10 protein-coding genes are annotated in these 13,796 nt (G+C 36.2%); 5 read left to right on the top strand and 5 right to left on the bottom strand.

Annotation, left to right across the window (positions count from 1 at the left end):
- Positions 1–60: 60 nt before the first annotated feature.
- The gene (nadB, locus tag AC1WHX_RS01110) at positions 61–1,635 is read right to left on the bottom strand and encodes an L-aspartate oxidase (RefSeq protein WP_022391222.1); all 1,575 of its coding nucleotides are present in this window, start codon (positions 1,633–1,635) and stop codon (positions 61–63) included.
- Positions 1,636–1,739: 104 nt separating this feature from the next.
- Here nadB and AC1WHX_RS01105 point away from each other — a divergent pair, with 104 nt between their 5' ends.
- Positions 1,740–2,168 carry a PH domain-containing protein gene (locus AC1WHX_RS01105; RefSeq protein WP_302545018.1) on the top strand — a complete coding sequence of 143 codons (429 nt, stop codon included), beginning with the start codon at positions 1,740–1,742 and terminating at the stop codon, positions 2,166–2,168.
- 77 nt (positions 2,169–2,245) lie between these two features.
- Here AC1WHX_RS01105 and xyl3A read toward each other — a convergent pair whose 3' ends face one another.
- Together xyl3A and AC1WHX_RS01095 are read right to left on the bottom strand one after the other, a co-directional pair.
- Positions 2,246–4,852, bottom strand: a complete 2,607-nt coding sequence (xyl3A, locus tag AC1WHX_RS01100) for a xylan 1,4-beta-xylosidase (protein ID WP_418236504.1) — start codon at positions 4,850–4,852, stop codon at positions 2,246–2,248.
- A 39-nt stretch (positions 4,853–4,891) separates the two neighbouring features.
- The gene (locus tag AC1WHX_RS01095) at positions 4,892–5,902 is read right to left on the bottom strand and encodes an NAD-dependent epimerase/dehydratase family protein (RefSeq protein WP_303115920.1); all 1,011 of its coding nucleotides are present in this window, start codon (positions 5,900–5,902) and stop codon (positions 4,892–4,894) included.
- A gap of 197 nt (positions 5,903–6,099) precedes the next feature.
- Here AC1WHX_RS01095 and AC1WHX_RS01090 point away from each other — a divergent pair, with 197 nt between their 5' ends.
- The 3 genes from AC1WHX_RS01090 (at position 6,100) to queG (ending at position 10,978) form a co-directional block, all read left to right on the top strand.
- On the top strand, positions 6,100–9,357 hold the full coding sequence (locus AC1WHX_RS01090; protein WP_022600057.1) for a DUF2723 domain-containing protein: 3,258 nt from the start codon (positions 6,100–6,102) through the stop codon (positions 9,355–9,357).
- Positions 9,358–9,432: 75 nt separating this feature from the next.
- Positions 9,433–10,056 (top strand): polysaccharide deacetylase family protein, encoded by a 624-nt coding sequence (locus AC1WHX_RS01085; RefSeq protein WP_022391216.1) that lies wholly within the window; start codon positions 9,433–9,435, stop codon positions 10,054–10,056.
- On the top strand, positions 10,037–10,978 hold the full coding sequence (queG, locus tag AC1WHX_RS01080; protein ID WP_481228805.1) for a tRNA epoxyqueuosine(34) reductase QueG: 942 nt from the start codon (positions 10,037–10,039) through the stop codon (positions 10,976–10,978). Before AC1WHX_RS01085 ends, queG begins: the two co-directional genes overlap by 20 nt.
- Here the strand turns inward: queG and nadA are convergent.
- Positions 10,967–11,956 carry a quinolinate synthase NadA gene (gene nadA, locus AC1WHX_RS01075; protein WP_481228804.1) on the bottom strand — a complete coding sequence of 330 codons (990 nt, stop codon included), beginning with the start codon at positions 11,954–11,956 and terminating at the stop codon, positions 10,967–10,969. The two genes, queG and nadA, sit on opposite strands and share 12 nt — an antisense overlap.
- Positions 11,957–12,428: 472 nt before the next feature.
- Here nadA and AC1WHX_RS01070 point away from each other — a divergent pair, with 472 nt between their 5' ends.
- Positions 12,429–12,956: an RNA methyltransferase gene (locus AC1WHX_RS01070; protein WP_122336992.1), complete on the top strand. Its 528-nt coding sequence runs from the start codon at positions 12,429–12,431 to the stop codon at positions 12,954–12,956.
- A gap of 10 nt (positions 12,957–12,966) precedes the next feature.
- Here AC1WHX_RS01070 and AC1WHX_RS01065 read toward each other — a convergent pair whose 3' ends face one another.
- Positions 12,967–13,560: a DUF4294 domain-containing protein gene (locus tag AC1WHX_RS01065; RefSeq protein WP_122336991.1), complete on the bottom strand. Its 594-nt coding sequence runs from the start codon at positions 13,558–13,560 to the stop codon at positions 12,967–12,969.
- Positions 13,561–13,796 lie beyond the last annotated feature (236 nt).

Genomic DNA, 13,796 nt, shown 5'->3' with positions numbered 1-13,796 from the left:
TTACGGTAACTTTCTCAAAGTTTATGATAACAGACTAAATTATCAGTAAAAAATATCTGATCAAATTTTATTTTTCTTAGGATAATCTATCGTATAATGCAGGCCTCTGCTTTCTTTACGTGCCATGGCTTGCTTGATGATCAAATACCCTACATTAATAATATTGCGCAATTCGCATATCTCCCGAGTCACGACCGAACGCTGGAAAAGATCTTCCGTCTCACGATAAAGTATTTCCAATCTGTCCAAAGCTCTTTTCAGACGCAGATTGGAACGCACTATTCCCACATAAGCCGACATAAGCTGTTCTACTTCCCGTACGCTTTGCGTTATCAATACCATCTCTTCTGGCAATGATGTACCCTCATCGTTCCAATCGGGAATATTTTCTTGTATCTTTATATCGGGCAATACTTTCACCGCATGTTTTGCTGCAGCATCCGCATAAACTACCGCTTCTATCAACGAATTGGAAGCCAATCGATTCGCACCATGCAAACCGGTACAAGAACATTCACCTACGGCATACAAGTTTTTTATAGACGTACGTGCATCCAAATCAACTTTAATACCTCCGCACAAATAATGTGCAGCCGGAGCTACAGGAATATAATCTTTTGTTATATCGATCCCCAAACTCAAACATTTTTGATAAATATTAGGAAAATGCTTTTTGGTCTCTTCCGGGTCTTTATGGGTCACATCAAGATATACACATTCATCTCCGCGAGTTTTCATTTCATTATCGATGGCACGGGCTACAATATCACGAGGAGCTAATGATCGGCGATCATCGTACTTCTGCATAAACTCTTTTCCATCTTTAGTTTTCAATACAGCTCCATAACCGCGCATTGCCTCGGTAATCAAGAAACTGGGACGCTCTCCCGGATTATATAATGCAGTAGGATGAAATTGGATAAATTCCATATCTTTTACATCGCCTTTTGCACGATATACCATGGCAATACCGTCTCCAGTAGCGACAGGCGGATTTGTGGTAGTCCGGTAAACATTTCCTACTCCTCCCGTAGCAATCAAAGTAGTTTTTGAAAGAAATGTATGAATATGGTTCGTATTCTGGTCAAGTACATAAGCACCGTAACATTCTATATTACCGGTGTGACGGGTTACGTTTACTCCCAAATGATGCTGTGTTATGATTTCGATCGCAAAATGATTCTCAAAAACTTTAATTTTCGGATGATTTTTCAAAGCTCTGATCAAACTATCCTGAATTTCAGCTCCGGTATTGTCCTGATGATGCAAAATGCGGAATTCGGAATGTCCTCCTTCTTTATGAAGATCAAATTTTCCATTCTCGTCTTTATCAAAACTTACTCCCCAATCGATCAACTCCTTAATCTGACCGGGAGCTTCTCGCACCACTTTCTCGACCGCAGCCCGATCGCTGATCCAATCTCCCGCAATCATCGTATCTTCAATGTGCTTCTCAAAATTATCGACCAGCGTATTGGTTACAGAAGCAATTCCTCCTTGTGCGTAAAACGTATTCGCTTCTTCAAGACCTGTTTTACAAATTACAGCTACACGACCTTTTTCAGCTACTTTCAAGGCAAAACTCATCCCTGCTATACCCGAGCCTATTACCAAAAAATCAAATTTATGTGTCATATTTTTCTTTTTTTCGATACGATTGCCGAGCGTATCCGAACTTTTCTAAACACAAAGGTAAAAATAAAGTAGCAATGTTGTATCTTCGTAAAAAATCTATTTCTATGCAACGTACATTCAAATCAAAAATAGGAATTCTCACCCATATATTACTGCTGATAACGATCATTCTCCTTTTTTACAGTATGTGGATTAAATCGATCATTTTTTTAGTCATCATGCTCATCATAAACGTATTGTTCGTTCCTTCTTTTATACACACGGAATATATATTCAATAACAATATGTTATATATCAAATCGGGATATTTACCTGTAATAAAAATCAAGTTAGATACTATATCGGAAATTGTTTCTCATCCGAAAAAAAACTCGTTATTTACTACGAATCCTATAAAAAGGTATGCTTTATCAAGTGACCAGATTATACTATACTGCAAAGATAATCGAAGAATAGCTATTTCTCCTTATGATAAAGAAGGGTTTATCCGTGAAACAATCAAATGCAATTCCGACATAAAAATCACAAAATAAAATTGATAGAAACAAAAAAGATCTGCTTAAGCGAGACTATTTAAGCAGATCTTTTTCATATCATATTTTTCTATCTATCATTTGATTTCTAAACCAAGTTTTTTCAACTGCTTATCATCGGATGTTCCGCCATAAAGAATTTCATATTTTCCCGGTCGTACTTCCATTTTCTCAGTCACCGGATTAAAAAATTCGAAAGAAGAAGCCGGCAAATCTATTTTTACAGGTACGGTTTGCCCCGCTTTTACCGAAACACGTTTATATCCTCTCAATGATTTAGAAGGACCTTCGGGATCTTGCAAATTGCGTATATATACTTGAACTACTTCATCCCCGTCTCGCAGACCCGTATTTTTCAAATTCAGACTCAAAAATACCGAATCATTTACCCTCATAGACTTTTTACTCAATTTAGCTTTCGAATAACTGAAACCGGTATAACTCAATCCATGCCCGAAAGGATATAAGGGTTTTCCTTTAAAATAACGATAAGTACGCCCTTGACCTTCGGACATATTATAATTTTCAAAATCAGGAAGATCATCGGAAGATGCATAAAAAGTCAACGGCAAACGCCCGGCAGGATTGTAATCTCCGAAAAGCACATCGGCAACCGCAGTACCCCCCTCCTGTCCCGGATACCAAGCCTGAAGAATAGCATCCATATTTTTATCTTCCCAAGATAAAGCCATAGTACTTCCCGAACACAATACAAAAATTACGGGCTTTCCTGTTTCTTTCAAAGCTTTCATCATATTTTTCTGTACTTGAGGAAGATCTATATTCGTGCGGTCACCATTTCTGAATCCGGGATATTTCACTCCCATTTCCTCTCCCTCAAGAGAAGAAGAAATACCTCCGACAAAAATAATAACATCTGCATCTTTCACTTTTTCGGCGACAGCTTTATAATCGATTTGACGGCTCAACCCTACATCGAATTTAAGTGCTCCTTTTCCTCCTCCCTGATAATATTCGATAAGAATATCATATTTCTTTCCTTTTTCAACATTCATCCGATAATCTTTTCTGGATGCAGGTCCGTTTTTCCAATCCGAAATAATTTCTTTTCCATCGACATAAACACGGCAACCGTCATCTGCCGATATAGTAAATACAACCTCTTCGGTTCGTTCAGGAACAAATACAGACTCGAAACGAGCTGAAAAATCTTTTAGATTCACTCCGGGCATAAAGACTGTTTCTCCTCCCGTATCGAAATTAAAAGGTTCGCTTATTTGGCCTGTCGCTGCAATATCTCCCGACAAATCTCGGTTATTCCAGAAAGTCGCTTTAAAACCTTTTTTACCATTATATTGACACCGATCGAAATAACTGAAAAAAACTTCGGTATCTACATAGTCGCACCCCTTTTCATAAATTACGCTTCCTTCAGGCAACTTAGCTTTAATTCCTTCCAATATAGTAACCGATCTGTCGGGCGTCCCGTTATAATTAGCCCAAAGCATTACCGAGTCATTAGCATTCGGTCCCATTACCGCTACTTTCTTTATACTTTTACTCAAGGGTAACGTATTATTTTTATTACTCAACAATACCATACTTTTACGTGCCATTTCCAAGGCCTTTGCCTTATGCTTATCGCAACAAACTACCGAATAAGGAATAGAAGACCAAGATACCAAAGAGTCATCGTCGAACATTCCCAATTCAAAACGGGCACGAAGCAATCGAAAAACAGATTCATTGATTTTAGTTTCGGTAATTAGTCCTTTTTCCAAAGCTTCATCCAAAGCCCAATAAGAACCGCCGCACTCCAAATCTGTTCCGGATATAACCGCATCTGCCGATGCATCTGCCGCCGAAGCGTGAGTCTCATGTCTGCCTTTTGTATAAAAATCGGCAATAGCTCCGCAATCGGAAACGATAACATCATCGAATCCCCACTCGTCTTTCAATATATTTATCAACAGAGTCTTATTAGAACAACAAGGTTCTCCTTCAAAACGGTTATAGGCGCACATTACTTCTTTCACTTTTCCTTCTGTAACAAGCGCCTTAAAAGCCGGCAAATAAGTTTCTCTTAAATCACGTATAGAAATATTTTCGGCATTATAACTATGCCTATTCCATTCAGGTCCGCTATGAACAGCATAGTGCTTCGCACAAGCGTGAGCCTTATCATACTTTTGAGTACCGTCTCCCTGAAGACCTTTTACGACAGCAAGCCCCATTTTCGTAGTCAAAAAAGGATCTTCTCCATATGTTTCCATGCCGCGTCCCCAACGAGGATCACGGAAAATATTGATGTTCGGAGTCCAGAACGTAAGTCCTTTATAACCGTTATACATTCCTTTTCTCTGAAAATCATGATATTTCGCCCTTCCTTCATCCGAAACCATATCGAACATTTCATAAACAGCTGTATCATCAAAAGTCGCTGCCAGACCTATTGCTTGCGGAAAAACCGTTGCTTTTCCCGCACGTGCAATTCCATGTAAAGCTTCATTCCACCAATCATACGGACGAACGCCCAGACGTTCTATACCTCCGCTGTTATTGTGCATTTGGGCGAACTTCTCTTTCAAAGTCATCCTATTCAATAAATCCAAAGCTCTTTCATCCGGAGATAATTCCGGATTTTTATACGGAGGATTCTCGGCCCTAAAAGAAAAAGCTGAAAAAAACAGCAGTGTAAATAAAATTACTTTTTTCGATTTCATGTGTGTTATTGTTTTGTGTAACTAAAAATAATTCATCTATTATAACCAACCCGATTTTTTATACCAGTTTACAGTTTCATAAACACCTTTTTTCAAAGGATAATCAGGTTCAAATCCAAGTTCTTTTTGTAAAGGAGTTATATCGCAAATCCAGTTACGTTGCTTCATAATATTATACTTATCTCTATTAAGCGTACTGGCAGAACCTGTCAAAGACGCAAAAAATTCGGCACAATAAGAAACAATCTTTAGAAAAACGAGAGGTAAACGAATAGGAATGACAAATCGCTTTCCCATAGCTGAAGCTATATATTTGCGAAATTGGGTAGAAGTATAAGCTCCTCCGTCAGAAATAAAATATCCTCGTTGTTTAACACCTTTATCTATAGCCAGAAAAATAGCTTTTACCAAATCCCGAACATAAATAAAAGTTATCAATTGCTTTTTATATCCGACAGAAAAGTCAAATCCGAATTTGATAGTTTTCATCATCAGATAATAATCTTTTTCACGAGGACCGTATACTCCGGTAGGACGCATTATCACATAAGGAAAATTCGATAAGGAATAAAGATGCTGTTCTGCTTTAAGTTTACTCTTCCCATAACGAGTATTGGGATGCGGAACATCGCCTTGCCGTATAGGAGTAAAACCTGTTTCATCACCTATTCCCCACGCACCCAGACTACTCATCATGATAAATTGCTCGGGGACGGTTTCGGTTTCTATTAAAGCTTCGGTAAAATTTTTTACAAAACCGTAGTTGATCAGATCGAAGTCTTCAGGATTTTTACATTTTGTCACTCCCAAATTATGAACAATATAATCCCACGCACCGAACTTTTCTTTTTGTTCTGAAAGCTGTTTTTTCAATTGTTCCTTATCATTAAATTTAAGGTCTATAAATTTTATATTTTCATCCTTCAAATATTCTTTATTGGTAGAGGCACGAACACCGGCCCAAGTTTCATAACCTCGCCGCAAAGCTTCTTCTACTATAAAACCTCCTATAAAACCTCCCGCACCCGTAACCAATATTTTTTTGAGCATAAATAACTTCATTTTATATGTGATAAAAGTAATAATAAAAGGAGAATTAACAAAAAATCATATCTTATTATTGCATTTTATTCTCTTCAAGGGCTTTAATAGATAGATTATTACAATCTTTAAAACATTTTGTTGACAATCTTTTTCTATATTTGCAACGCATATAGAGCTTATAGCCTCTTCATCAAATAAAATCTATGAAGCAATACAAATTACTGAACAATGTTTTAGGATGGGTCGTGTTTGTCATATCGGCCGTAACTTACATTTTAACGCTGGAACCAACAGCCAGTTTCTGGGATTGCGGAGAATTCATTTCTTCTGCATATAAACTCGAAGTAGGACATCCGCCCGGAAATCCTATTTTCATGTTAACGGGAAGATTTTTCGCAAATTTCGCCTCTGATCCTACTCAGGTAGCCTACATGATAAACCTGATGTCGGGACTACTCAGTGCAGGCACTATATTATTATTATTTTGGACTATAACTCATCTTGCCCGAAAAATAGTGGTAAAAGAAGGAGAAGAGATGAGTATGGGACAAATGATCGCTATTTTGGGAAGCGGACTCGTAGGTTCTTTAGCTTATGCATTCAGTGATACTTTTTGGTTTTCGGCAGTAGAAGGTGAAGTTTATGCATATTCTTCTTTCTGTACGGCTCTTGTATTCTGGCTCATCTTGAAATGGGAAACTGTAGCCGACGAACCTCATTCTTACCGGTATATAGTACTTATAGCTTATCTTATCGGCATATCCATTGCAGTACATCTTCTCAATTTATTATGTATTCCGGCTATCGTACTGGTATATTACTACAGAAAATTCAAAAATACGAATGCAAAAGGCTCTCTTATAGCTATTGCCATTTCATTCGCTATAATCGTAATTTTATTATACGGATTGATTCCGGGATTTGTAAAAGTTGCCGGATGGGCGGAACTTTTATTTGTAAACGTATTCGGCGCACCTTTCAATACCGGTGTCATTATTTATTTCTTCCTCGTAATAGGATGCATTTCTTGGGCTATTTATGAAACATACAGTCAAAAAAATAAGTTCCGTTTGCGGCTCTCTTTCTTAATAAGCGTCATTATGGTAGGTATTCCTTTTATAGGAGATAAAATATGGATAGGCATATTGTTATCTATCATTTTAGCTTGTTATCTTTTCTTCAAAGAAAAGCTGCCGGTTCGTGCTTTGAATACTATTTTGGTATCTATCATGGTTATTTTCATAGGTTACTCTTCTTATGCCCTGATCGTGATTCGTTCTTCTGCAAACACACCTATGGATCAAAATTCTCCTGAAGATGTATTCAAATTGGCAAGTTATCTGAATCGGGAACAATATGGAGACCGTCCTCTTCTGTTCGGAAATACGTTCGTATCGGATGTAGCACGCGACAATAACGGAGCACCCATGTTTAAGGAAGGTTCAGCTATATGGAGAAGAAATATAAAAACCGATAAAAACGAAAAAGACAAATATATAATCATAGACCATAAACGAGATTATATATATACTCCCGAACTGGATATGTTTTTCCCTCGTATGTACAGCAGTAGTCCTCAACATATAGAAGCTTATAAAGAGTGGACTAATTTCAAAGGAAAACCTGTTAAAGTAAAAAATTACCAGGGAGAAACTCATACAGTCTATAAACCTACTTTCGGAGAAAATTTGAAATTCTTCCTCGATTATCAATTGAATTTTATGTACTGGCGTTATTTCATGTGGAATTTTGCAGGACGCCAAAATGATTTGCAAGGAAACGGAGAGGTAAGTAAAGGTAATTGGATCAGCGGTTTTAATTTTATAGATAAACACCTGGCCGGAGATCAGACTAATCTTCCTTCTGAACTGGCAAACAATAAAGGACGCAATGTATTTTACATGATGCCGCTCATATTGGGTCTTATAGGATTATTCTTTCAAGCATATTCGGGAAAAAAAGGTATAGAAGGATTTTGGGTAACGTTCTTCTTATTTTTCATGACCGGTATAGCTATTGTTATTTACCTGAATCAAACTCCTTATCAACCGCGTGAAAGAGATTATGCTTATGCCGGTTCTTTCTACGCATTTGCAATTTGGATAGGTTTAGGTGTAGCGGCAATAAGTAAAGGTCTTGAAAGATACCTTTCTCCGAAAGTGGCATCTTCCATAGCCACCGTACTCTGTCTCATAGTACCTATACAAATGGTAAGTCAGACATGGGATGATCACGATCGTTCGGGACGTTATACCTGTAGAGATTTCGGTAAAAATTACCTTTCCTGTATAGAAAAAGACGGTATTATTTTTACCAACGGAGATAACGATACTTTCCCTTTATGGTATGTACAAGAAACGGAAGGTTATCGTACCGATGTACGTGTATGTAATCTAAGTTACTTGCAAACCGATTGGTATATAGATCAGATGAAGAGTCAAGCTTATGAATCTACTCCTCTTCCTATATCTATGAAAGAATATCAATACGGTAACGGAAAACGCGAATATGCTTACTTATATAACGTTACACAACAACCTATGTCGGTAAGCGATGCAATGAACTTTTTCTTGTCCGATGAAGAATGGACCAAGAAAATACCCGAAGCACAAGGTACTTTCAACTATTTCCCTACCAATGCTTTTTATATACCTGTAGATTCTGCATCTGTATTGAAATCGGGAACTGTAACTCCTGAACTGAAAGACAGTATCGTTAAAAGAATAGATTTGTCATACACAAATAAAAATTCCATGACACTAAACGAAATAGCTATTCTGGATATGATCAATACAAATGCGAAAGAAGGCTGGAAACGTCCTATATATTATGCAGTAACCGTAGGACCGGAAATGTATATGAATCTTAAACCGTATTTCAGCCGTGTAGGATTGGCATATCGTATCGTACCTGTCAAAAATCCGGATGGAGACAGTTCTATCGATACGGAAAAAATGTATGACAATATGATGAACAAATTCGTATGGGGAGGCATTGAGAATCCTAACGTTTATTTAGACGAAAACATAAGAAGAATGTGTTTTACGCTGCGTATGATGTTTGTAGAACTTATCGGCCAGCTAATGGAAGAAGGTAAAACAGATAAAGCATTGAAAGCGTTGGATTATTGTATGGAAAAAATTCCAGGCACGGCAATTCCTCACGACTACATTTCTACTCAATTGGCTATGAATTATTATCAATTGGGACAAAAAGAAAAAGCGAAAAAACTATTGGAAGAGATAGCCGATAATTCTTTCGAATACCTCAAATGGTACACAACTCTTACCCCCAATCAATTGAGATCGATAGACAGAGATGTACAGATCAATCAGTTTATTCTTATAAAAAATGTCATACCTATGTTCATTTCTCAGAACGATCAAGAATCGGCAATGAAATATGTCAATAAACTAAAAAGCATAGGTATAGATCCTACTGCCATGCTGCAACAACAGTAAAAATATAAATATTCGACGAATAGGATATTCTCGTTATAAGAGAGAATATCCTATTTGTTTTAAAAAGTTTTGGTCATGTTGATAGAACAGCCGCCTTATTTATATAGAATGCTTTATCCGGAAACAATATGGCGTATTCCGGTTCCGGGAAAAGAAAAAAATATATATCTTACTTTCGATGACGGTCCTATTCCTGAAGTAACTCCCTGGGTACTTAACTTATTGGATCATTATCAAGTAAAAGCTACTTTTTTTTGTGTGGGAGAAAACGTTGCCCGAAACAGAGAATTATATGAAGAGATAAAATTGCGGGGACATTCTACGGGAAACCATACAATGAACCATATACAAGGTATAAAATATACTACTCAAAACTATGTGAGAAATGTAGAAGCGGCTAATCAACTCATAAAAAGCCAATTATTTAGACCTCCTCACGGTCACATGCGTTTCTCTCAACTCCTCACTTTACAAAAACTAGATTATCATATTATCATGTGGGATGTGGTAACTCGCGATTACAGTAAAAAATTAAACGGAGAAGATGTTTTTAATAACGTGAAGAAATTTGTAAGAAACGGATCTATCATCGTTTTCCACGATTCTCTCAAATCTCAAAAAAATTTACGTTATGCTCTTCCTAAATCAATCGAATGGTTATTAGAGAAAGGATATAATTTTGAACGAATTTTCCCTTAAAAATAAAATCTTCGAACGAGCTTTTGCCTTAGGTTTTTCAGCTTGCGGTATAACCCCTGTAAAAGAAGTCGATGCAGATTGCCGTTTGCATTTCGACAAATGGTTACAGAAGGGTAAAGAAGCCCGAATGCAATATATGAAAAATTATAAAGACAAAAGATTCGATCCTCGATTATTGGTAGAAAACGCTCGTTCTGTGCTTGTAGTAGCCTTGAATTATTATCCCTCTATACACATTCCTGAAAATCATCCTCAATTCGCACTATATTCTTATGGACAAGATTATCACATTGTTCTAAAAGAAAAATTAAATGAATTATTTTCTTATATAAATACACTGACTCCCATAGAAGGAAGAATATTTTGCGATACAGCTCCCGTCATGGAACGTTACTGGGCTCAGCAGGCCGGTATAGGATTTATAGGAAAAAATACACAACTGATCATACCGGGAAAAGGATCTTTTTTCTTTTTAGGAGAAATAATTTCTTCTCTCGAACTACCATGGGATACTCCCATGCAAAACAGATGCGGACATTGCAATTCGTGCATCGAACACTGTCCCACACAAGCTTTGATTCCGGGCGATTTTACGACACTTGACTCTAACAGATGTATATCATACCAAACGATAGAGAACAGGTCTGATATTCCATTTGAAATAGGCTCTAAAATGAATAATAGAGTATATGGTTGCGATACTTGTCAGAAAGTATGTCCTTGGAACAGGTTTTCTATTCCCACAACAATACCGGAGTTTGAACCTTCTTCCGAGTTTTTATCTCTCGATCAAGAGAAACTTGAACATCTGACACACGAAGATTATAACCGCATATTTAAAAAATCGGCTGTCAAACGGGTAAAATACGAAGGACTTCTAAGAAATATAAATATGCTTCGAAAAAATAAATCAGAGTCCTAATTTCGCCGAAATATCGAGCATTCTCTGAATAGGCAATACGGCCTTTTCTCTTATTTCAGCGTCCACTGTAATTTCAGGCTGCTCATATTTGAGGCAATTATATAATTTTTCTATCGTGTTTAACCGCATAAAATTACATTCATTGCAAGCACAAGTACTATCATTAGGCGGGGCGGGAATAAAAATTTTATCAGGATTCTGTTTCTGCATTTCATGTAAAATACCCGATTCCGTAGCTACGATAAATCGTCTTGCTTCAGACTGAGTTGCAAATTTCAATAATGCAGCCGTAGACCCTATTTTATCAGCCAACGTCAATATGACGTTTTTACATTCAGGATGCGCCAATAATAAAGCATCAGGATATTCTTTTTTCAATTCCACTATTTTTTCAACAGAAAATTGTTCGTGTACATGACATGCACCATTCCACAGCTTCATATTACGCCCTGTGACGCTATTTATATAATTCCCGAGGTTTCTATCAGGTCCGAATATAATCTTTTCTTCAACAGGAAAACTTTCTACTATTTGACGGGCATTCGTAGAAGTGACCACTACATCGGTAAGAGCTTTGACCGCAGCCGATGTATTAACATAAGAAATGACCGTATGTCCGGGATTTTCTTTGATGAATTCGGCAAAGTCGGTAGCATTGCAACTATCGGCTAAAGAGCATCCGGCATTCAGATCGGGAACTAAAACTTTTTTATCGGGACAAAGAATTTTAGCTGTTTCACCCATAAAGTGAACTCCGCATAATACGAGAATGTCGGCTTTTGTCCGAGATGCCCATTGAGCTAAAGCCAGACTGTCCCCTACAAAATCGGCTATATCTTGTAAATCTCCCGATTGGTAGTAATGGGCAAGTATCACGGCATTCTTATCTTTCCGCAATCTATCGATCTCTTTTCTCAAGTCTATACCTCCCGGAACAGGGAAATCGACATATCCCTTATCGATGTTCACAATACTCATAATTATATTTCTTCTTTTATTTATTTAAAACTTAAAATAGATGATGATAATAGCTTGTTGATAGTATTGATATCTTTTTTATAAGAACTATTGTATATTAAGTTATTAAGGTTTTATGTCTTTTTATAAAGAGTATATCAACATCTGTTTTTTCTTATTATAAGAGTTTTACCATCATAATTAACTATACGTTAATAAGTGGCAAAGTTAAAAACTTTCTTTTATTTACTGTATGGATAAACCCTTATTTTACAGTTGATATATTCATTTAAAACTTTTGTGTTTTTGATTTGTAATTTAGATTTCTCGTTTCATATAATAGAATATTTTAATTGTCCTATGTTTGATGAGAAAAAGTTATTCTTTATTTATCCGATGTTTTTCACAAGTTATCAGCATACTTTTAATAGGGTTTGCACAAAGAGAAAATTATATCTTTGCAATATATTAAGATGCGTAATATTTAGAGATAATGAAAAAGAAAACCATTTTAGAACTTGATAGGATTTCACAAGAAGAATTTAAAAAGAAAAATAAGATACCTCTTATCGTGATTCTGGATAATGTAAGGAGTTTGAATAATGTAGGGTCGGTTTTTCGCACAAGCGATGCTTTTTTAGTGAAAGCTGTTTATTTATGCGGCATTACTGCTACTCCTCCTCATCCTGAAATACATAAAACGGCTTTAGGAGCAGAAGATAGTGTCGAGTGGCATTATTTCGAGGATACTAACGCTGCTGTTGATAAATTACGTGAAGAAGGGTATATCGTGTATGCTATAGAACAAGTTGAAAACAGTATCATATTATCTGATTTACAGTTGAATAAAGATTGTAAATACGCTGTCGTTTTGGGTAATGAGGTGAAAGGAGTGCAACAAAGCGTTGTTGATAAATGTGATCAAAGTGTAGAGATACCTCAGTTCGGGACAAAGCATTCTTTAAATGTATCGGTAACTGCAGGATTAGTTATATGGGATTTCTTTAAAATGTTGAGATAAATTTTATGTATTAAAGTTGTCCCGATTCTACTAAGATACATATTCTTTCCAGCATTTTGTCGCTCCCTTCCGGTTCCCATTCTTTTTTAAGGCTCACTCCGAACAAACTTCCGAAAGTTTGCCATACATTTGCCCGGAAACCTCCTAAAAAAGCTTTTATAAGATTGAAGGAAGATTGATTACATTCTCTGTCTATGAGTTTTATGAGCAATTTAGCTTGAGAATAGGTGAATGTTTTCAATACGGGTTTATATTCTTTGAAAAGTTCCTTCTCCATACGTTTTAAATGAGCTTTTCTTTCTTTTTCAGGTAGGGTTTGTATATATTCATAAGTTTCTATGAGTGCATTATATACAAGTTTTGCGTAAGGCAGAGTTTTTTTTACATCACGTACGGTTCTCCAGTAGTATTTTTCTTCTTTGCTGTTTTTGAATTTTAACGGGGGGAAACAATAAACAGGTCGCATAAGTACCATCCATACAGTATCTCCGTTTTCTATAATTGTCCTGTACATCTGATTATAAGCTACGGACTGACTATGTATAGAGGAGGTTAATCCGCATAAACATACTATGCTACATATTATGACTACTACTTTCTTCATCAGTTACAAAAATAGTGTATTAGTAAGTATGAATTTTATTTTTTGCATTATTTATTATATAGTTTCAGCTTGTTAATAACTAGTAATTTATCTGTTTATAAGATATTGATTATATTATATAATCAATTGTATATAAGTTTATTATTTTGTTTATTAACAATTAGAGTAAAATAGTTGATATAACAATTGACAATTCGTTTTTGTTACAGAAAAAGCGAATGATTATTTTTGTAGTC

Source organism: Coprobacter sp., assembly GCF_982436375.1.
This window is presented reverse-complemented; position numbering and strand designations above follow the sequence as displayed.

Bases quoted from the DNA above. Each gene is read 5' to 3' on its own strand.
- nadB (WP_022391222.1), bottom strand. From the start codon at position 1,635: ATGACACATAAATTTGATTTTTTGGTAATAGGCTCGGGTATAGCAGGG.
- AC1WHX_RS01105 (WP_302545018.1), top strand. From the start codon at position 1,740: ATGCAACGTACATTCAAATCAAAAATAGGAATTCTCACCCATATATTA.
- xyl3A (WP_418236504.1), bottom strand. From the start codon at position 4,852: ATGAAATCGAAAAAAGTAATTTTATTTACACTGCTGTTTTTTTCAGCT.
- AC1WHX_RS01095 (WP_303115920.1), bottom strand. From the start codon at position 5,902: ATGCTCAAAAAAATATTGGTTACGGGTGCGGGAGGTTTTATAGGAGGT.
- AC1WHX_RS01090 (WP_022600057.1), top strand. From the start codon at position 6,100: ATGAAGCAATACAAATTACTGAACAATGTTTTAGGATGGGTCGTGTTT.
- AC1WHX_RS01085 (WP_022391216.1), top strand. From the start codon at position 9,433: ATGTTGATAGAACAGCCGCCTTATTTATATAGAATGCTTTATCCGGAA.
- nadA (WP_481228804.1), bottom strand. From the start codon at position 11,956: ATGAGTATTGTGAACATCGATAAGGGATATGTCGATTTCCCTGTTCCG.
- AC1WHX_RS01070 (WP_122336992.1), top strand. From the start codon at position 12,429: ATGAAAAAGAAAACCATTTTAGAACTTGATAGGATTTCACAAGAAGAA.
- AC1WHX_RS01065 (WP_122336991.1), bottom strand. From the start codon at position 13,560: ATGAAGAAAGTAGTAGTCATAATATGTAGCATAGTATGTTTATGCGGA.